Raw genomic sequence first — 18937 nt, 5'->3', positions numbered from 1 at the left:
TTCCACATCCCGATGAAGTGAAAGGCAACACCATGCATCACAGCACGCGATCCTCGGCTTGGCGCCGGGTCGCATCCGTCGCCGTCGCTGGCGCCGTCGCCGCGGCAGCCCTCGTGGGCTGCTCGTCGTCCGGCACCGGTTCCGACAGCGGATCGAGCGCATCCGACGTGACAGCAACCCTGAAGAAGGGCGGCACCATCACCTACTGGACCTGGACCCCCGCGGCCAAGGCTCAGGTGGCGGCGTTCGAGAAGGCCTACCCGAAGGTGCACGTCAAGCTGGTCAACGCCGGCACGAACACGACCGAGTACACCAAGCTGCAGAACGCCGTCAAGGCCGGCAAGGGAGCGCCCGACGTCGCCCAGGTCGAGTACTACGCCCTCTCGCAGTTCGCTCTCTCCGACTCGCTCGTCGACCTCAAGCAGTTCGGCTTCGATTCGCTGAAGAAGGACTACTCGACGGGTCCGTGGGGCAACGTGAACGTGCAGGGCGCGCTCGTCGGCCTGCCGCAGGACTCCGGCCCCATGGCCATGTTCTACAACAAGACAGAGTTCGAGAAGTACGGCATCTCCGTGCCCACGACGTGGGACGAATACGTCGCCGCAGCCAAGAAGCTGCACGCGGCGAATCCGGATGCCTACATCACGGCCGACAGCGGAGACCCCGGCTTCGCTACCAGCATGATCTGGCAGGCCGGCGGACACCCGTTCACGGTGGACGGCACCAAGGTGACCATCAACCTGCAGGACGAGGGAACCAAGAAGTTCACGTCCGTGTGGAATGAGCTCGTTCAGAACAAGCTGCTCTCTCAGACGCCCGGCTGGACCGACGACTGGTACAAGGCGCTCGGCAATGGCGACATCGCGACGATGATCACGGGGGCCTGGTTCCCGGGCATCCTGGAGTCGTCGGTGAAGGACGGCTCCGGTCAGTGGGCCGTGGCTCCGATCCCGACGTATGACGGCAAGGCCGCCAACGCCGAGAACGGCGGCAGCGCCGAGGTCGTCATGAAGCAGAGCAAGAACCAGGCGCTCGCCGCGGGCTTCCTCCAGTGGCTCAACGACAGCAAGAAGAGCGTGAGCATCTTCATCAACGCGGGAGGCGGCTTCCCGTCGACCACCGCTGATCAGAACTCCAGCGCGTTCCTGAACCAGGCGCCGGAGTACTTCAACGGTCAGAAGATCAACAAGGTGCTCGTCTCGGGCGCGAAGGATGTCGTGAGCGGCTGGCAGTACCTCCCTTACGAGGTGTACGCCAACAGCATCTTCTCCGACACCGTCGGCCAGGCCTACAGCAACGCGACGTCGCTCGACCCCGCGCTGAAGAACTGGCAGAAGCAGCTGGTGACCTACGGCAACCAGCAGGGCTTCACGGTCAAGGGCAAGTAGCGAAAGACCGCACCACCGCGAGCGGCTGTCCGTGACGGGCGGCCGCTCGCGGCATCCACCAGCAGCATTCCGCACTATTCCTCGCACCATCAGCACCTCACATCACAGGAGTTCTTCCCCCATGAGCCGTTTCGCGATCAGTGGCGACGACTTCGTGCTCGATGCGAAGCCGTACCGCGTCATCTCGGGCGCGCTGCACTACTTTCGCGTGCATCCGGATCACTGGGCCGATCGCATCCGCACCGCGAAGCTGATGGGGCTGAACACCATCGAGACCTACGTGCCGTGGAACGAGCACGAGTCCCGCCGTGGGCACTTCGCCGCCGAGGACCCGCGACTCGATCTGCGCCGGTTCCTTCGGCTCATCGCCGCCGAGGGCATGCACGCCATCGTGCGCCCCGGCCCCTACATCTGCGCCGAGTGGGACGGCGGCGGGCTTCCGGGATGGCTGCTCGCCGACCCCGACGTACGCATGCGCAGCACGGACCCGCGCTTCCTCGAGCCGGCCACGCGCTTTCTGCACCATGTGCTCGGCATCGTGGCCCCGCTGCAGATCGACAACGGCGGGCCGGTCATCCTCGTGCAGGTCGAGAACGAGTACGGCGCATACGGCGATGACAAGCAGTACCTGCGCGAACTCACCGACGTGACGCGGGCATCCGGCATCACCGTCCCACTGATCACCGTCGATCAGCCGAGCGGCACCATGATCGCCGATGGCAGCCTGCCCGAGCTGCACAAGACGGCGTCGTTCGGATCGCATGCGGCCGAGCGACTGGCGCACCTGCGCCGCCAGCAGCCGACAGGACCACTGATGTGCGGCGAGTTCTGGTGCGGCTGGTTCGACGACTGGGGCGCGCACCACCACACGACGTCCGCCGAGGCCTCGGCCGCCGAGCTGGATGCCCTGCTGAAGGCTGGCGCATCGGTGAACGTCTACATGGTGCACGGCGGCACGAACTTCGGCTTCACCAACGGCGCGAACGACAAGGGCGTCTACAAGCCGATCACCACGTCGTACGACTACGACGCGCCCATCGACGAAGCGGGAAGACCGACCGCCAAGTTCTGGGCATTCCGCGAAGTGATCGCCCGGTACGCGCCGGTGCCCGAGTATGCGCCGGAGCCCGCGGCGGCCGCCCCGGTGTTCGAGGTGCCACTGGCGCCCGGCAGCGGGCTGATGGATGCCTCCGCCTCCGCGAGCTGGGCGTCTCATGACCACCTGCCCACCGTCGAGGACCTCGGCGTCTACCGGGGCCTCGTCGCGTACCGCACCGCGCTTCCCGCCGACACGTGCGGGACCCTCGTCTTCGCGGACATCCGGGACCGCGCGATCGTGGTCGTCGACGGCGTGCGTGTCGGCGCTCTGAACCGGGAGCGGCACGAACGCGCGATCGCCATCCCCGCCGGGCGCGAACTGCTCGTCATCGTCGAAGACGAAGGGCGCGTCGACTACGGTCCGCGCATCGGGGAACGCAAGGGTCTCATCGGGCCGGCCACGCTCGGCGACGTGCCGCTGACGCGGTGGGAGACCATGCCGCTGGATGTCGACGCGCGCGCCGCGTTGTCGGGGCCGGTATCGACGGCTCTCGAGCGATCGACGCTCGTGGGATCGGATACGGGCGCCGAGGGTACCTCCGGTCGCACTCCGACGGATCCGCTGCCGCGCTTCCACCACGCAACCTTCGAGCTGGATGCGCAGGCAGACCTCTTCCTCTCCACCGCCGGCTGGGGGAAGGGTGCGGCCTGGCTGAACGGATTCGCGCTCGGCCGGTATTGGAGCGCCGGCCCGCAGCACACGCTCTACGTGCCGCGCGGAGCGACGCATGCTGGCGCCAACGAGCTCGTCGTGCTCGAGCTGGACGCGCTCGCCTCACCGGTGGTGCACTTCGTGGCCGACCACGATTTGGGGCACACGGAGTTCTGACCGTCGCTCGGGCGCCGACCGCCGGCGAACCGTCCCGCTCTGGGGTCGCGTCGGCGCGTGACGAACCCCGACTACGCGGGAGAAGATGGCCGCAGGAGGTGCGCATGGACGATGGCACCGGAATGCTCACTGCAGCAGCGGCCGTCGCGCTCGTCGGCGCACTGGTCACGCTGGTGAGCCTCGTTGTCTTGCATGTGCTGCCGACGGGGCTCAGCCCCTTGCGCGATCCCGTGAGCCAATACGGCATCACGCGCTACCGAGCCGGCTACCGCGTCGCGGCCGTGGCCGCCGGCGTCGCCGGTCTCGGCATGGCCGCTCTGCTCGGTCAGGCGACGGGTCGCTGGTCGGTGCCGGTGGTTCTGCTGCTTGTCTTTGCGCTGGCGCGAATTCTCATCGCGTTCTTCCCGATGGATGCCCCCGGCACGCCCCCGACGGCACGCGGACGGGTGCATCTCGGCCTGGCCATCATCGCCTTCTTCGCCGTCACGGTCGCCGCGTTCCTCGATCCCGGGCGGTCGGACGTCGCCGGTCTCGGCCCGATCACGCTCGCCTGCGCGATCCTGATGGCGCTCGGCACGGTCGGCATCGTGATCGCACGACGCTCGTCGGGCCCGAGCCTCTTCGGGCTGTTCGAGCGGTTGATCTACGCGGGGTTCCTCGCGTGGTTTCTCGTGGTGGGCATCCTGGTGCTGGTGTAGCGCTCGGGCGGCGGCTGGAAGCGTCGTCCGTTTCGGGCGCTGTCGGGCGGGAATCGGTCCCGGGACCGCGCTTCTCGAAGCCTAGGCGGCCTTGGCCCGAGCCGTTGCCCGTGCCCGGTACTCGGAAGGAGCGAGCCCCTCCTGCTTCTTGAATGCCGCGCTGAATGCGCTCTCGGACCCGTAGCCGAGCTCGTAGGCGAGAGGTGCGACTCGCGTGTCCGGATCGGTGAGCGCCTGCTTGGCCAGCAGCATCCGCCAGCGAATGAGGTAGGCGACCGGTGGGATGCCGACACGCGCGCGGAAGCGCTCGGCGAATGCCGTCCGCGACATGGCGCATGAGCGGGCGAGGCTCTCGAGAGTCCAGCGCCTCGCCGGCTCGTCGTGGATGAGCATGATGGCGGACCTCAGCTGCGGATCGGCGAGCCCTTTGAGCCAGCCTGCGGGGAGTCCCGGGTCTTCGGAGAAGACGCGCACGACGTCCAGGATCAGCAGCTGGGCGTACTGCCGCACCGCGAAGTCGGAGCCGATGCGCTGCGCCGTGATCTCTTCGAGCAGGTTCTCGATGTGTCGGCGAACCCGACCTGTCCCCTCGTCCGCGGCTCGCACATGGGACACGGGCGGCAGCGTGCGCAGGAGGAAGTCGCGTGCCACAGTGCTCAGCTCGACGCGGCCACCGATCACGACGCTGACGCCGGCTGCGGCGAGTGCCTTCGGATCGATGACACCGCCGTCGGGCGGGGCGACCTCCGCCGGGTTGCCGTCACCCTCGCCGCCGGACAGTGCGAGACGCGTCCGGCCGTTGAGCAGCACGATGTCTCCCGCCGCCACGGCGATAGGATCGGCGATTCCGTCCGTGTGCAGGCTCGCACTGCCGCGTACCAACGCGATGAACTTGAGGTCGTCCTGAATGGCCGATCGCGTGACCCACGGGCCCGCGACGGCGAAGGCTCCCGAGACGACGCTGCGCACGTTGAGGAATGCGAACATTCGAGACAGGTGATCCTCGGACACGTTCTGAACTGTAGAGCAAGAATGCCGGACTCCGCATGATGGATCATCCGGCGGCCTCGGCCCAGACTTCATGGTGCTCGCCTACGCACACCGCGTTGGCAGGATGAGAGGAGCACCATGCCCGACACCATGATCGCCTTGGTCACCGGCGCGAACAAAGGCATCGGACGCCAGATCGCGGGCCAATTGGCGGCGCTGGGTCACACCGTCATCATCGGCTCCCGCGATCTCGCTCGTGGCGACGATGCGGCCGCGGAGATTCGTGATGAGGGCGGCAAGGCGCGCGCGGTGGCACTGGATGTCGTCGACGCCGATTCCGTCGCCGCAGCCGCTGAGAGCGTCGAGGCCGAATTCGGCCGTATCGACGCGCTCGTGAACAACGCCGGAATCAGCCATAGGCCCGGAGCCGATCTCGCTGGTCAGCTGCCGCGCTCCGCCGACGTCGATCACGTGAGGTATGTCTTCGAGACGAACTACTTCGGGCTCATTCGGGTCACGACTGCGTTCCTGCCGCTGCTGCGCCGGTCGCCTGCGCCGCGGATCGTCAACATCTCCAGCAGTGCGGGATCGCTCACCGCCATCTCGGACTTCGCCAACCCCGACCCGATCGCGCTGGGCTATGTGCCTTCGAAGACGGCGGTCACCGCGGCCACGCTGATGTATGCGCGAGACCTGGCGAGCGAGGGCATCCTCGTCAACGCCGTCTGCCCCGGATTCATCGCAACGGATCTGAATGGGCACCGCGGCACGGGGACCGCTGAGGAAGGCGCCCGGCAGGCCGTACGCATGGCGACCATTCCCGCGGATGGTCCGAGCGGCACCTTCACCGACTCCGCGGGTCCTGTCGCCTGGTGAGCCGGGCGGCTCGGAGCGACAACGCCATTCGATGACGATGACGCCCGATGACGCGGGCAATGCCGCTGTGCGGTGGGCGCGTGCAGCATGTCGTCCATGACGTTGTGGACATCGGATGCCTCGGGCGCGCTCCCGCACGTGCTGACCGCACTCGGTGTCGCACGCCGGGTACGCGAGACCCGCCCCGAGTTCGCCGAACGGCTCGTCGTCGACGACGAGCGCGCCATCGTGCTCCTGAAGCTTCCGGTGGGCGGTGGCGTCATCGTCTGCGGACGGGTTCGGAAGGGCCCGTTCACCGCATGGCAGGTATGGTCGCCTGACTACTCGGAGTTCGACCTCGAGCGCGCCTCGCTCGGCGTCGACGGATTCGCGCGGCTCATGATCGAGGAGTACGACCGGTTGGTGCGGTGAGGAGCCGCGTCTTCCCCCGTTCTGGAGACTGCCGCTATCGGTCCCGGCACCGATACGGTTCCGGCGGAGGCGCACGCATGGGCAAGGGATTCGCGGTCATCGACCTCGAGACGACGGGGTTCTCCCCCGAGAAGCACGATCGCATCGTCGAGATCGGAGTCGTGCATCTCTCTCCCGACGGCGAGGTCGAGGCGCGCTATGAGACCGTCGTGAATCCGCAGCGCGACCTGGGGCCGCAGCACATTCACGGGATCTCGGCGGCGGCGGCATCCCGCGCACCGGTCTTCGACCTCATCGCTCCGGATGTCGCGACCCTGCTCGACGACCGCGTGCCCGTCGCACACAACGTCGTTTTCGACTCGCGGTTCCTGCAATACCAGATGGCCGAGGCGGGCATCGCCATTCCCGGCCGTGACCACTGGCTGTGCACGCTACGGCTCAGTCAGTCGATCACCGGGTTCCGTGCGCTCTCCGAGTGCTGCTCGGCCATGGGCATCCCGCTCGAGAACGCGCACAGCGCCGGGGCGGATGCCTATGCCACTGCCCAGCTGCTGAGCGCCTACATCGGCGCGCTCGCCGATGCCGATTTCTGGGCGCAGTGGCTTGCGTCCGCCGGCCACGTCGCGACACCCGCCGTTTACGAGCGAGTGTCGTGGATGCCGCGCCTGGAGGCGTTCCGCCCGGAACCGTCGTTCCTCGAGAGGATCACGAGCACACTCGGAACGTCGCGCATCGGGGCGCACCTCAACGTGGACTATCTGGCTCTCCTGGACCGCGTCATGCTCGACAACGTGATCTCGGCATCGGAGGCGGATGCGTTGATCCAGCTGGCCGCGGAGCTCGGGCTCTCGACGCACGACGTGCGCGTCGCCCATCGGGCCTACTTCGACGGGTTGGTGAACGCGGCGTGGAGCGACCATGTGCTCACCGCGCAAGAGATCGAGGAGATCAGGTGTGCGGGCATCCTGCTCGGCATTGACGCGAGCGATGTGGATCGGGCGCTGCTGAGCGAAGACAGCCCCGCCCTTCTGACGATGCCGATCAGCTCGGGCTTCCGCCTGGCTCCGACCGACATCGTGGTGCTCACCGGCGAGATGACGAAGCCGCGCGAGGAATGGGAACGGTTGCTCACGGCCCTCGGATTCCAGGTGAAGAACAACGTCGTCAAGAAGACGAAGCTGCTCGTTGCCGCCGATCCCGATTCGATGTCGGGCAAGGCGAAGCAGGCGCGCAGCTACGGAGTCCCGATCGTCAATGAAGCGGGACTGGAGAAGCTGCTCGGCGTCTGAGAGAGGCGCGGCGTCGCCACCCGTCGCGCTACCCCTACCCTGGACCGCATGAGCGAACTTCAGCAGCACCTGCAGGGAACCGTCGCCGTCGTCACCGGCGCGTCGAGCGGCATCGGGGAGGCGACGGCGCGCGCACTCGCCGCGGAAGGCGCATCCGTCGCGCTCGTCGCGCGCCGCGGCGACCGGCTGCGGGCGCTCGCCGAGGAGTTGGAGAGCGGCTCGGGTGCCGGGACGAGGGCGGGAGCGGGCGCGAGCGCCGGCGTGCGGGCCCTCGTCATCGAGGCCGACATCACCGATCGGGCGCAGGCGCGGGAGACCGTGGAGCGCACCGTGCGAGAGTGGGGGCGGCTGGACATCCTGGTGAACAACGCGGGCGTCATGCTGCTCGGCCCCATCGAGACCGCGCCGATCGACGAGTGGGATCGCATGCTCGACCTCAACCTGCGGGCGCTCCTGTCGATGACCGAGGCGGCGCTTCCGCACCTGCTCGAGGCGGCCGATCGTGCACCGCGACGCGTGGCGGATCTGGTGAACGTGTCGTCGACCGCCGGACGCCAGGTGAAGCGCGGCTCGGGCGTCTACAACCTGACCAAGCACGGCGTCGGCGCGTTCAGCGAGTCGTTCCGGCAGGAGTTCAGCCGCCGGCACCTGCGCGTCGGAGTCGTGGAGCCGGGCGCTGTCGAGACGGAGCTGCGCGACCACCTGCGGCCGGAGATTCGCGAGGCGAATCTGAAGCGCATGGCATCCATGGAGGCGCTGCGGTCGCCGGATGTCGCGGACGCCATCCGTTACATGGTCACCAGGCCGCGCCATGTCGTGATCAACGAGCTGCTGGTGCGTCCGACCGAGCAGGACGACTGAACAGGGCTGCCCGCCGCCGGTGGCCGTCACTAACTCAGGCCATATCGAATCACGGCGCGTATATGTCGATCTGATCCGATATGGCCTGAGTTAGTGACGGGAAACGTGGTCGTGGTCGCGGTGGCTGCCGTTGTCGTTGCTGCCGTGGCGGTGGAGGTGGCAGTGGCAGTGGCAGTCGTTGCCGTTGCTGCCGTGGCGGCGGCTGTTGCTGTTGCGGCTGCCGTTGCCGTCGCGGCTGCTGTTGCCGGGCGGGGTGCCTCGACATGCGAGAAGGGCCGCACGATCGGGTGATCGTGCGGCCCTCGTCGCGACTCGGGACGTGCCTCAGGCGAGGATAGTCCAGGGGTCCTCGATCAGCTTCGTGAACGTCTGCATCCACTGGGCGGCGAGCGCGCCGTCGATGATGCGGTGGTCGCTGTTCAGCGTGTACCGCATGATGCGGCGCGGCACGACCTCGCCGTTCACGACCGCCGGCTCCGCCTTCGTGCCGCCGACGGCCAAGATGGCGCCCTCCGGCGGGTTGATGATGGCGGTGAACGACTCCACGCCGTACATGCCGAGATTGCTGATGGTGAAGGTGCCGCCGCTCATCTGTGCCGGAGTCAGCTTGCGGTCCTGGGCGAGCTTCACGAGTGACTTGGCCTCTTCGGCCAGGCGGCCGACCGACTTGGTGTCGGCGTCGTCGATCACCGGCACGACGAGGCCATGGTCGCTGGCGACCGCGATGCCGATGTTGATGCGGTGGTGCACCTGCATCGACGTCGAGTCGCCGCTCGGGTAGCTCGCATTGACGAGCGGATGCTCGCGCAGCGCCAGTGCAGCGGCCCGCACCAGCAGGTCGTTCACGCTCACCTTGGGGCGACCCGCGGCGACGAGACGCTCGTTGAGCGTTGCGCGCATCGTCATCAGCTCCTCGGCGTCGGCCGCAGCCGTCACCGCGAAGTGCGGAATGGTCTGTGCGCTCTCCGCGAGCCGGCGCGCGATGACACGGCGCACCGAATCCATCGGAACCTGCTCGGTGCCCCGGCGCTCGTCCAGCGATGCGGATGCTCCGCCCTGCGCGGGTGCACCGCCCGCGCCGCCGGCCGGTGCGGCCTGGCCGGCAGAAGCTGCAGCGGCAGCAGGAGCGGGCTGCGCGGCCGGGGCCGCAGCGCGCGCGGCCGAGGAGGCGGAAGCATCCGAGGCGGCGGCATTCGCAGCGGGCGCGTTCGCGCCGATCAGCTTCTCGACGTCGGCGCGGATGATGCGACCACCGGGGCCGGTGCCCGTCACGTTGTGCAGGTCGATGCCGTGCTCGCGGGCGATGGTGCGCACCACCGGCGAGGCGAGCAACCGCTCGCGTGAGTTCGCTCCGACGGGTGCCGGGGACGCGGCCTGGTCGGCGGTGTCCGTCGAAGCTGCGGTGTCTGCCGAATCCGCTTCCGGGGCAGCAGCCTGCGCCGGTGCCTGCGTTGGCGTCTCGGCGTCGGCGGGCGTCGTCTCTTCGGCGGTGGCGGTCTCCGATCCCGCGGATGCGGCGGCGCCGGCCTCCGGCTCTGCGGCGGTCCCGGGCTCCGCACCCGCGGCCGGAGCCGCGTCGTCGTCGCCGGAGCCGGCCGGTTCACCGTCGAGCTCCGCAATCGGAGTCCCGATCGCGACGGTCTGACCCTCGGGCACCAGGATCTTCGTGAGCGTTCCCGACTCGTAGGCCTCGAAGTCCATGTTGGCCTTGTCGGTCTCGATCTCGACGAGAACGTCGCCGGGCTCGACCTTGTCGCCGACCTTCTTGTTCCAGGTGGAGATGGCGCCCTCTTCCATGGTGTCGGAGAGGCGCGGCATCGTGATCTGTTTCATGACGGTTCCTTGTCTGTCGCCGTGAGCGTCCGCTGTCAGCGACGGCGTCCGACGGCGTCGAGCGTCTCGTGCACGGCGTTGATCACGTCGTCCACGGAGGGCAGCGCCGCGGTCTCGAGCGGTTTCGCGTAGGGCATCGGCACCTCGGCCATTGCGACGCGCCGCACGGGAGCATCCAGGTAGTCGAAGGCGCCGTCCGAGATCGTGGCCGCGATCTCGGCACCGATTCCGTAGGTCAGCCAGTCGTCTTCGAGCACGACGGCCGCGTTGGTCTTCTTCACCGACTCGACCACGGTGTCGCGGTCGAGCGGGCGCAGGCTGCGCAGGTCGATGACCTCGATGTCGAGGCCCTCGCTCTCGGCGAGGCGATCGGCCACCTGCTGGGCGACCAGCGCCATCCGCGAGTATCCGATGAGCGTGAGGTCTTTGCCTTCGCGTGTCACCTTCGCCTTGCCGATCACGGCAGGCTCGAGGCCGTCGGGAACCTCGCCCTTCGTGTTGTAGAGCGCCAGGTTCTCGAGGAACAGCACGGGGTCGTCATCCCGAATGGATGCCATCAGCAGCGCCTTCGCCTCGGCCGGCGTCGACGGCGCGACCACCTTCAGACCCGGCACGAACGCGTAGTACAGCTCGATGTTCTGCGAGTGCGAGGCACCCAGCTGCTGTCCGCCGCCGCCGGGCGTGCGGATGACCATCGGAACGCTCATCTGGCCGCCGAACATGCCGTGGATCTTGGCCGCATGGTTCACGATCTGATCGAGCGCGAGGAGCGAGAAGTTGATCGTCATGATCTCGACGACGGGACGCAGACCGAGCATCGCGGCGCCGATCGCGGCGCCCGTGAAGCCGAGCTCTTCGATCGGGGTGTCGCGCACGCGGCGCTCGCCGAACTCCTTGAGCAGGCCGGCGGTGATCTTGTAGGAGCCGTCGAAGATGCCGATCTCCTCGCCCATCAGCATGACGTTCTCGTCCCGCTGCAGCTCGGAGCGCAGCGTGTCGTGCAGCGCCTGACGGTAGGTCATCTCGGTCATGCGTTCCTCCCCGCGGCGCCGGCCGCGACCGGCAGTGCCGGGAAGAGCGCCTCGCCCGGGTAACGACGTGAATCGTTCGGCACCGGGGTGGCGTAGGTGTAGTCGAAGAGAGTGGATGTCTCGGGTGTCGGAGAATCCGCCGCGAACGCCGCCGCGTCATCCACGATCGCGATCGCCTCGCGGTCGAACTCGGCCACGGCGTCGTCATCGAGAACGCCGGCGTCCTTCAGCTTGGCCGCGAAGGTCTGCACCGGGTCGTTCAGCTTGAGCGCCGCGACGTCCTCGGGGCTGCGGTACTTGGCGGGGTCGACGACGGAGTGGCCGCGCAGGCGCTCGGTCATCACCTCGAGCAGGTAGGGACGGCCGCCGCGGGCCACCTCGACCGCACGCTTCGCGCCGGCCGCGGCTTCCTCGGGGTCGAGTCCGTTCACGCGCGCGGATTCGATGCGGTAGGCCGCACCCCGCTTGTACAGGTCGGGCTCGGCGGACGAGTGGGCGACATCCGTGCCCATGCCCAGGCCGTTGTTGATGATGACGTACACGATCGGGAGGTCCCAGAGACCGGCGAGGTTCAGCGACTCGTGGAATGCGCCGGTGGCGACGGTGCCGTCGCCCATGGTGCACATCACGATGTCGGGCCTGCTCTGGTACTGCAGCGCGAGCGCGGCACCGGTGGCGATCGGCAGCTGGCCGCCGACGATGCCGTATCCGCCGAGCATGCGGTGCGTCACGTCGAACATGTGCATCGATCCGCCCCAGCCCTTGGAGACGCCGTCGACGCGGCCGTAGAGCTCGGCCATCACCTTGCGCGGGTCGATGCCGCGCGCGAGGGCGTAGCCGTGCTCGCGGTAGTTCGTGAACAGGTAGTCGCCGGGGTTCAGCTCGCCGAGCAGACCGGCCACCGCAGCCTCTTCGCCGAGGTTGAGGTGGCAGTAGCCGCCGATCAGCGCCTCGGTGTAGGCGCGCTGTGCGCGCTCCTCGAACCGGCGGATCAGCAGCATCTGCTTGTAGTACGCGGTCAGTCGGGCGCGCTCGGCATCGTCGATCTTGGGCCGACGGGGCGAGCGGGATCCGGCTTTGCCTGCCGTGCGAGTCGACGCGCTCCGCGTCGTCTTCGCCGGAGCGGCCATGGGGTCCTCCTCATTTCGAGGCGTCTTCTGAACGCCATCGATCAGTCAAATGACACTATCGGGTATCATTACCTACAATACTACGCCGTGTGACGGGGATCGGCACGCTGGAATCGTCTTGCGTGGTCGCCGCCGCATCCGGTGCCGCAGGCGGTTCCGCGGGCCGGCCGCGGAGGGATCCGCAGCCGGGAAGAAGTCGAGGGAGAGACCGATGGGCGCTGAACTCGATGAGCCGCGGCGGGGGCGTCCCACGACGGCGCAGCGGGAGGAGCGCCGTCGCCGCATGCTGGACCGCTCGCTGCAGATCTTTCTCGAGCGCGGATACCAGGGGTCGACTCTCGAAGAGCTGGCACGCGCATCCGGGGTCACGAAGCGCACCATCTACACCGACTACGGCGACAAGGAGGGGCTGTTCGCCGCGATGGTGGAGAGCCTGGCCGGCGGCATCAGCCACGAGCCGGGCACCGACGGCGAGACGCTGCAGGCGCTCTCGGCGCGCATCGTGTTCCGCATCCACTCCGACGAGCTGGTGGGGCTGCACCGGCTCGTGATCGCCGAGTCGCCGCGATTCCCGGAACTCGCTCGCACATTCCACGCCCAGACGGACGTGCGGCACATCTCGGCGCTGCGGGCCTACCTCGTTCGCCAATACGGCGAGGATGCCGCTCGGCTCGCGTCCGCGCTCTTCTCGCTGCTGCTCGGCGAACGCCACCGTCAACGGCTGCTCGGCGTGCGCTCGGCGGCGACGCAGGATGAGGCCGAACGGATCGCGGCCGAGGCGATCGCGCAGCTGGGCTTCGCCAGCGGGGAAGCAGCCGCGCCGCCCGCGGACTGAGTGGCGGGCGGCGCGTCAGTTCCGCTGTCACGAAGCGCGACGAGTTGCCTGTGCAGATCGCCGGTTGTGAGAGCGGAGGGTGGCGGCGGCGCACGCGGGCCGCGTCGGAGCGCCTACCGTGGAGGAATGACCCACGATCGGCGGGTGGAGGCAGCCCGCTACCGGCTCGAGAAGCTGGGGAAGGCATCCGGGGACGACCCCGATGATGCCGCCCAGAGCGGGGCAGGCGCCGCCGGCCCGAGTGATCTGCAGCGCGCCGCCTACGTGGAGACGGCCATCCAGCAGGCGATCCGCCGCGGCGAGTTCGACGACCTTCCCGGCGCGCGCAAGCCGCTCGAGGGGCTCGGCCATCCGCATGATCCGGACTGGTGGATACGCCGCAAGATCGAGACCGAACGGTTGACGGGGCTCGGTCCCCCTGCACTCACTCTGCGCGTAGAGAACGTCGAGCTCGACGACCGCCTCGACGCTCTCGTGCGCGAATCGGATGTGCGCGATGCGCTCGAGGACTTCAACCGGCGCGTGGTCGAAGCCCGCAGGCAGCTTCTCGGTGGCCCGCCGGTGGTCACGCCCACTCGCGACATCGACGCCGAGGTGGCGGCCTGGGAAGAGCGCCGCGATCGGCGACGAGCCGCGGAACGGGCGGCCGAGCAGGAGCGGCGGGCCGCAGAGGCGGCCGAGCGAGCCCATCGCCGCCGCTGGTGGCGCAAGTCGCGATAGTCGCGCGATCGGAATGGTGGCGCAAAAAAGGAGGCTTCCGCCTCCCGCATTTCCATTATCCCTCCTCGAGGGGGCCTTGCGGCAAGTGCCCCGGTGTGGTGCAGAATCGCAGGTCGCGCCGCGAATCGAGCCGCCGCGGCTCCCGCGCAGCGATTCCGGCAGAGGGGACCCGCATGACCACCACCCGATTAGCCGCCTTCGACCTTCCGACTCGCCTTCGGCCGAAGGCCGACCCCGCGCTGATCGGCCAGGACGAGGAGCTCTTCGCGGCGCTCGGCGCCGCGCTCGACGAGCAGATCGCCGAGGCGACTGATCGTCTCGCGGCGGCGCGCCGCGTGCCTGACGACCACGACTCGAACAGTGTGGATGCCGCGGGCCAGGCCGCCATGGACCGTGACACCGAGGTGCGTCGCCTCGCGGCACGTCTCCGGCTGCTGCGGAGATTCGGCATCGACCTGTGCCTGGGCCGCATGACGCCTGCCGGCGGCGGCGACCCGCTTTACATCGGGCGCATGGGGCTGACCGACTCTGCGGGGAGGCGACTGCTCGTGGATTGGCGGGCACCGGCATCCGAACCGTTCTTCGCCGCCACACCGGCGCACGCGATGGGTCTCGCCACCCGCCGTCGCTACCAGTGGACGAACCGCCGCATCACGGACTACTGGGACGAGGTGCTCGACGAGCGCGCACTCGAAAGCGGCAGCATCGGCGCCGCGGACGGCGCGGCGCTCGACGACCAGTCCGCGTTCATCGCGAGCCTCGGCGGTAGCCGGTCGCCGCAGATGCGCGATGTGCTCAGCACGATCCAGGCGGATCAAGACGCCATCATCCGGGCGGACTCGCACGGCCCGCTCGTCGTCGACGGGGGTCCAGGCACGGGCAAGACCGTGGTCGCGCTGCATCGGGCGGCCTACCTGCTCTACTCAGAGCCCCGCATCGTCTCCGGCGGTGGTGGGGTGCTTTTCGTCCGTCCGCACCAGGCGTATCTCGACTACGTCGACGACGTGCTGCCCAGCCTCGGCGAGGACAGCGTGCGCATCTGCACGCTGCGCGATCTCGTTCCCGAGGGCGCGGCGGCCGTGGAGGAACGCGACGGGCGGGTGGCTCGGCTGAAGGCATCCCTCGATCCGACGGCGCTTCTCGACGCGGCCGTGCGTCACTACGAGCGGCCGCCGCACGACGGGCTCGTGGTGCAGACGCCGTGGGCCGACGTCGAGCTGGATGTCCGCGCCTGGGCCGAAGCGTTCGACGCTCCGGAGCCTGGCACGCCGCACAACGAGGCGCGCGCGGTCGTGTGGGACACGCTCTTGGAGATCGCGGTGGACCGGATCGTCGCGGAGACCGAGGAGTCCGACGACGAAACGGCCGGTGACGCGGCACCGCACCTCGTGCGCCGCTATTTGGCGCAGGACGACGACGTGAGCGGTGCCTTCGCCCGCGCCTGGCCGCTGCTCGACCCCGCCGGCGTGGTCGGAGACCTGTGGTCGGTGCCGGCGTACCTGGCGCAGTGCGCGCCGCACCTCTCGGGCGACGAGGTGCTCGAGCTGCAGCGAGCGGATGCCCGTGCCTTCACCGTCGCGGATCTTCCGATCCTCGACGCCGCCCGCCACCGCATCGGCGACCCTGAGGCCGTGCGTCGCTCCCGCCGGCGTGCCGCCGCGCTCGCCGCGGAGCGCGAGCAACGTGCGCGCGTCACCGAGGACCTGATCGCCTCCGACGACTCCGAGATGCTGATCATGCGGATGCTCACGGGCCAGGACTTCGAGAACTCTCTGGTCGACGAGTCCCTGCTGTCGTCGGACGCGACCGAGCGAGCCGGGGTGACAGACGCGTCGAGCGCGGCGACCGGAAACGGGTCGCACGCCGACGTCGGCGCGCGGATGATCGCCGAAGCGGAGGCGCTCGCGGGCCCGTTCGCGCACGTGATCGTGGACGAGGCGCAGGAGTTGACCGACGCCGAATGGCAGATGCTGTTGCGGCGTTGTCCGTCGCGCAGTCTCACGATCGTGGGTGATCGCGCGCAGGCGCGACGCGGGTTCTCCGGAACGTGGGCCGAGCGGCTGGGGCGAATCGGGTTGGGCGGGGTGAGGCAGGCATCCCTCGCCGTGAATTACCGCACTCCGCGAGAGGTGATGGCAGTGGCGGAACCGGTGATCCGTGCTGCACTGGCGGATGCGAACGTGCCGACATCCATTCGCAGCAGCGGCATCCCGGTGCAGCACGGCTCGGTCTCCGATCTCGAGGCGATCGTCGCCGACTGGCTGACGGAACAGGGCGAGGGCGTGGCCTGCGTGATCGGCGCACCGGAGTTCGCCGAGCGGCCCCGCGTGCGTTCTCTCACGCCGATCACGGCGAAGGGGCTCGAGTTCGATCTCGTCGTGCTCGTGAACCCGCAGCGGTTCGGCGCTGACGAGGATGTTGTGGGCCCGAGCGTTGGAGGCCAGAGCGCCGGTGTCGAGGGCGCTGATGGGAAGGGCGTCGGCGACGGCGGCATCGAGGGGGCGGTCGACCGCTACGTGGCGATGACGCGTTCGACGCAGCGACTGGTGATCCTGACGTGATGGCCGCCGAGGGCACAAGGCGCGCGAGCGCCGTGACTACGATCCGATGGTGACTTCCTACTTCGAGCGACTCGATGACACGCACTTTCGCGCGACTCCGGCGGTCGGCGGCGCCTGGGATCCGACCGAACAGCACATCGCGCCCGCACTCGGCCTGCTCACGCACACAGTGGAGCGCGCGTTCGCCGGCCGTCTCGCCGACGGTCTGCAGCTCGGGCGGCTCTCGTTCGACATCCTGGGTACGCTGCCGATCGACGTCGTCGAGCTGGAGGCGCACGTGCTGCGTCCGGGACGCACCGTCGAGCTCGTCGAGGCGCGGCTGAGCCACGGCGGGCGGGCGGCCGCCACTCTGCGCGCGTGGCTCATGGCGCGGCACGACACCGAAGACATCGCGGGCGACGCGTTCGACCCGATGCCGTGTGTCGACGAGTTCCCCGAGTGGAACGAGTTCGACATCTGGCCCGGCGAGTTCGTCCACACCGTGGATGCCCGTGGCCGCCGTCTGGCGCCAGGTCGGTTGCAGGGCTGGTTACGTCCGCGGGTGCCGCTGCTGGCCGACGAGCCGATCAGTCCTACGGTTCGGCTGCTGAGCATCCTGGACATCGCGAACGGCATCACGCCGCGTCTGCCCCCGCAAGAGCTGCTGTTCCCGAACATCGACCTCACGGCGCACCTGATCGCGCAACCGCAGGGTGAGTGGCTCGGATTCGACACGACGGTGGCATACGGCGGCACCGGCCTCGGCGTCACGCACACCGTGCTGCACGACGAGCGTGGCGTGATCGGCACGTGCGTGCAGGGGCTGACGGTGCGACCGCGACCACGCTGACCGGCCGCTACGGGGAGGGCGGGCGTAGCCTGGAGGACTTTGCTTCACCCATCCGTCTCCGCACGACCAGGAGGTCGACGTGACCGCACAGTCCGAGCCGCACGATGAATCACACCGCGAACCGCACGGCGAGCCGCACCCTTTCGAGAACTATCCACGGGAGCTGACCGAGCGCCGGGTCGGCGACGAGGACCAGCAGGTCGCCCGCTGGGTCGGCGACGCCGCCCCGCCGGTGGATCCGATCGTCGTCGTCGACCCCGAACCGGGCTGGCCCGACGCGGCCGCGGTCGAGTCCGCGAACATCGCCGACGCGCTCGGCGACCTCGTCGTGCGCATCGAGCACGTCGGATCGACCTCGGTGCCCGGCCTGCCCGCCAAGCCCATCCTCGACATCGACGTGCAGGTGCCTGACAGCTCCGACGAGGATGCCTACGTGCCGGCCCTCACGCGGGCCGGCTATGTGCACGTGCTGCGCGAGCCGTGGTGGAACGGGCACCGGATGCTCGTGCGCGCGGACGGCGGCGTGAACCTGCACGTGTTCCAGGCGGGTTCTCCGGAGCCGCTGCGCCACCTGCTGTTCCGAGACTGGTTGCGCACGCACGACGCCGACCGTGATCTGTACGCGGCGGCGAAGCGCCGCCTCGCGGTCGAGACGGCCGACGACCCGGATTCGTACAACCTCGACAAGAACGCCGTCATCGACGACATCTACACGCGCATCTTCAGCGCCCCGCCGAGCTCGCACCCGGCGTGGCCGGAGGGAGGCTACAGCGGATTGTGACGGAATCGCCCGGTCCGTGCGGTCTGGCGAATATCGCGTGGCGCCACAATGGCGGCGTGAGCGATGACGACGAGTACACGGGCTCCCACCATCGTCCCGGACGCAAGGGTGCGCGCGCGGATCGTCGCAGACAGAGCAAGGGGCGCATGGAGGCTCTCAGCGACGGAGTCTTCGCCGTCGCGATCACACTGCTCGCGCTGGACCTCGCCATTCCGCTCACGCACCGCACATCGAGCGACCTGATCGGGGCGTTGCTTCGCGAATGGCCCGGCTACCTGGCGTACCTCGTCAGCTTCGCCACGATCGGCGTGATCTGGCTCGGACACAGCGGCATGACCGAGTATCTGGACCGCGTGGATCCGGTCTTCCAGCGCCTCAACCTTCTGCTGCTCCTGTTCGTGTGCGTGCTGCCGTTCACGACAGGTCTTCTCTCCGAGTTCATCAATGAGAAGGGCGAAGATGCGGAGCGAGTGGCGACCGTCACGTACGGCGTCATGCTGCTGCTCTGCTCGGTGCAGCTGTCGGTGGTGTGGCGCTATGCCGTCAAGGCGAAACTCGTCGAGCCGAACCTCGACGACGACGAGATCACCCTGCTGAGCAGCCGGCTCACGCCGGGGCTCGGCGGATACGTGATCTTGATCCTGCTCGGACTCGTGTACCCGAAGGCGGCGGTGTTCGGCTACCTCATCGTCGCGGTGCTTCTCCTGCTTCCGTTCCGGGTTCCGGGAATCGGGCGCGCCGCGCGTCGTGAGCGGCGAGCAGCCCGCCGTCGTTGAC

At 68.8% G+C, this 18937-nt stretch carries 17 protein-coding genes; 13 read left to right on the top strand and 4 right to left on the bottom strand.

Annotation, left to right across the window (positions count from 1 at the left end):
* Window positions 1-32: 32 nt before the first annotated feature.
* The 3 genes from H623_RS0113250 (at window position 33) to H623_RS0113240 (ending at window position 4013) form a co-directional block, all read left to right on the top strand.
* Entirely contained in the window at window positions 33-1388 is a 1356-nt protein-coding gene (locus tag H623_RS0113250) for an ABC transporter substrate-binding protein (RefSeq protein WP_022901420.1), read from the top strand.
* A 121-nt stretch (window positions 1389-1509) separates the two neighbouring features.
* Window positions 1510-3315 carry a glycoside hydrolase family 35 protein gene (locus H623_RS0113245; protein ID WP_022901419.1) on the top strand — a complete coding sequence of 602 codons (1806 nt, stop codon included), beginning with the start codon at window positions 1510-1512 and terminating at the stop codon, window positions 3313-3315.
* A 104-nt stretch (window positions 3316-3419) separates the two neighbouring features.
* Complete coding sequence (locus H623_RS0113240) at window positions 3420-4013, top strand: DUF998 domain-containing protein (RefSeq protein WP_022901418.1); 594 nt, start codon at window positions 3420-3422, stop codon at window positions 4011-4013.
* A gap of 81 nt (window positions 4014-4094) precedes the next feature.
* On the opposite strand, the gene H623_RS0113235 is transcribed toward H623_RS0113240, so the two are convergent.
* Window positions 4095-5024, bottom strand: coding sequence for an AraC family transcriptional regulator (locus H623_RS0113235; protein WP_022901417.1), 930 nt, complete (start codon window positions 5022-5024; stop codon window positions 4095-4097).
* A gap of 117 nt (window positions 5025-5141) precedes the next feature.
* On the opposite strand from H623_RS0113235, the gene H623_RS0113230 reads away from it, so the two are divergent.
* The 4 genes from H623_RS0113230 to H623_RS0113215 all read left to right on the top strand — a co-directional run bounded on the left by H623_RS0113230 (window position 5142) and on the right by H623_RS0113215 (window position 8440).
* Complete coding sequence (locus tag H623_RS0113230) at window positions 5142-5879, top strand: SDR family NAD(P)-dependent oxidoreductase (protein ID WP_022901416.1); 738 nt, start codon at window positions 5142-5144, stop codon at window positions 5877-5879.
* A 96-nt stretch (window positions 5880-5975) separates the two neighbouring features.
* The gene (locus H623_RS0113225; protein ID WP_157560980.1) at window positions 5976-6290 is read left to right on the top strand and encodes a hypothetical protein; all 315 of its coding nucleotides are present in this window, start codon (window positions 5976-5978) and stop codon (window positions 6288-6290) included.
* Between the two features lie 77 nt (window positions 6291-6367).
* Window positions 6368-7579 carry an exonuclease domain-containing protein gene (locus tag H623_RS0113220; protein WP_022901414.1) on the top strand — a complete coding sequence of 404 codons (1212 nt, stop codon included), beginning with the start codon at window positions 6368-6370 and terminating at the stop codon, window positions 7577-7579.
* Window positions 7580-7627: 48 nt separating this feature from the next.
* Entirely contained in the window at window positions 7628-8440 is an 813-nt protein-coding gene (locus H623_RS0113215) for an SDR family NAD(P)-dependent oxidoreductase (protein WP_022901413.1), read from the top strand.
* 324 nt (window positions 8441-8764) lie between these two features.
* On the opposite strand, the gene H623_RS0113210 is transcribed toward H623_RS0113215, so the two are convergent.
* From H623_RS0113210 to pdhA, 3 genes are read right to left on the bottom strand one after another with little or no spacing between them, the layout of a single operon-like run.
* Window positions 8765-10273: a dihydrolipoamide acetyltransferase family protein gene (locus tag H623_RS0113210; RefSeq protein WP_022901412.1), complete on the bottom strand. Its 1509-nt coding sequence runs from the start codon at window positions 10271-10273 to the stop codon at window positions 8765-8767.
* A 35-nt stretch (window positions 10274-10308) separates the two neighbouring features.
* On the bottom strand, window positions 10309-11304 hold the full coding sequence (locus H623_RS0113205; RefSeq protein WP_022901411.1) for an alpha-ketoacid dehydrogenase subunit beta: 996 nt from the start codon (window positions 11302-11304) through the stop codon (window positions 10309-10311).
* A complete protein-coding gene (gene pdhA / locus H623_RS19935; RefSeq protein WP_022901410.1) occupies window positions 11301-12434 on the bottom strand; it encodes a pyruvate dehydrogenase (acetyl-transferring) E1 component subunit alpha in 1134 nt (377 codons plus the stop codon). The genes H623_RS0113205 and pdhA overlap by 4 nt, the downstream gene beginning before the upstream one ends.
* A 211-nt stretch (window positions 12435-12645) precedes the next feature.
* Here pdhA and H623_RS0113195 point away from each other — a divergent pair, with 211 nt between their 5' ends.
* The 6 genes from H623_RS0113195 to H623_RS0113170 all read left to right on the top strand — a co-directional run bounded on the left by H623_RS0113195 (window position 12646) and on the right by H623_RS0113170 (window position 18936).
* Window positions 12646-13269 carry a TetR/AcrR family transcriptional regulator gene (locus H623_RS0113195; protein ID WP_022901409.1) on the top strand — a complete coding sequence of 208 codons (624 nt, stop codon included), beginning with the start codon at window positions 12646-12648 and terminating at the stop codon, window positions 13267-13269.
* Between the two features lie 126 nt (window positions 13270-13395).
* Window positions 13396-13989, top strand: coding sequence for a DnaJ family domain-containing protein (locus H623_RS0113190; RefSeq protein WP_022901408.1), 594 nt, complete (start codon window positions 13396-13398; stop codon window positions 13987-13989).
* A gap of 173 nt (window positions 13990-14162) precedes the next feature.
* Window positions 14163-16550, top strand: coding sequence for a HelD family protein (locus H623_RS0113185; RefSeq protein ID WP_022901407.1), 2388 nt, complete (start codon window positions 14163-14165; stop codon window positions 16548-16550).
* A 49-nt stretch (window positions 16551-16599) separates the two neighbouring features.
* The gene (locus tag H623_RS0113180) at window positions 16600-17379 is read left to right on the top strand and encodes a thioesterase family protein (protein ID WP_026940324.1); all 780 of its coding nucleotides are present in this window, start codon (window positions 16600-16602) and stop codon (window positions 17377-17379) included.
* 79 nt (window positions 17380-17458) lie between these two features.
* Window positions 17459-18160, top strand: a complete 702-nt coding sequence (locus H623_RS19930; RefSeq protein WP_022901405.1) for a GrpB family protein — start codon at window positions 17459-17461, stop codon at window positions 18158-18160.
* A gap of 56 nt (window positions 18161-18216) precedes the next feature.
* Window positions 18217-18936, top strand: coding sequence for a TMEM175 family protein (locus H623_RS0113170; RefSeq protein WP_051143227.1), 720 nt, complete (start codon window positions 18217-18219; stop codon window positions 18934-18936).
* Window position 18937 lies beyond the last annotated feature (1 nt).

The sequence above is a fragment of the Humibacter albus DSM 18994 genome (assembly GCF_000421825.1).
Taxonomy (GTDB): domain Bacteria; phylum Actinomycetota; class Actinomycetes; order Actinomycetales; family Microbacteriaceae; genus Humibacter; species Humibacter albus.
This window is presented reverse-complemented; position numbering and strand designations above follow the sequence as displayed.

What these genes read in the sequence shown, in the direction of transcription:
- H623_RS0113250 (WP_022901420.1), top strand. Translation starts at nt 33, where the DNA reads ATGCATCACAGCACGCGATCCTCGGCTTGGCGCCGGGTCGCATCCGTC.
- H623_RS0113245 (WP_022901419.1), top strand. Translation starts at nt 1,510, where the DNA reads ATGAGCCGTTTCGCGATCAGTGGCGACGACTTCGTGCTCGATGCGAAG.
- H623_RS0113240 (WP_022901418.1), top strand. Translation starts at nt 3,420, where the DNA reads ATGGACGATGGCACCGGAATGCTCACTGCAGCAGCGGCCGTCGCGCTC.
- H623_RS0113230 (WP_022901416.1), top strand. Translation starts at nt 5,142, where the DNA reads ATGCCCGACACCATGATCGCCTTGGTCACCGGCGCGAACAAAGGCATC.
- H623_RS0113225 (WP_157560980.1), top strand. Translation starts at nt 5,976, where the DNA reads ATGACGTTGTGGACATCGGATGCCTCGGGCGCGCTCCCGCACGTGCTG.
- H623_RS0113220 (WP_022901414.1), top strand. Translation starts at nt 6,368, where the DNA reads ATGGGCAAGGGATTCGCGGTCATCGACCTCGAGACGACGGGGTTCTCC.
- H623_RS0113215 (WP_022901413.1), top strand. Translation starts at nt 7,628, where the DNA reads ATGAGCGAACTTCAGCAGCACCTGCAGGGAACCGTCGCCGTCGTCACC.
- H623_RS0113210 (WP_022901412.1), bottom strand. Translation starts at nt 10,273, where the DNA reads ATGAAACAGATCACGATGCCGCGCCTCTCCGACACCATGGAAGAGGGC.
- H623_RS0113205 (WP_022901411.1), bottom strand. Translation starts at nt 11,304, where the DNA reads ATGACCGAGATGACCTACCGTCAGGCGCTGCACGACACGCTGCGCTCC.
- pdhA (WP_022901410.1), bottom strand. Translation starts at nt 12,434, where the DNA reads ATGGCCGCTCCGGCGAAGACGACGCGGAGCGCGTCGACTCGCACGGCA.
- H623_RS0113195 (WP_022901409.1), top strand. Translation starts at nt 12,646, where the DNA reads ATGGGCGCTGAACTCGATGAGCCGCGGCGGGGGCGTCCCACGACGGCG.
- H623_RS0113190 (WP_022901408.1), top strand. Translation starts at nt 13,396, where the DNA reads ATGACCCACGATCGGCGGGTGGAGGCAGCCCGCTACCGGCTCGAGAAG.
- H623_RS0113185 (WP_022901407.1), top strand. Translation starts at nt 14,163, where the DNA reads ATGACCACCACCCGATTAGCCGCCTTCGACCTTCCGACTCGCCTTCGG.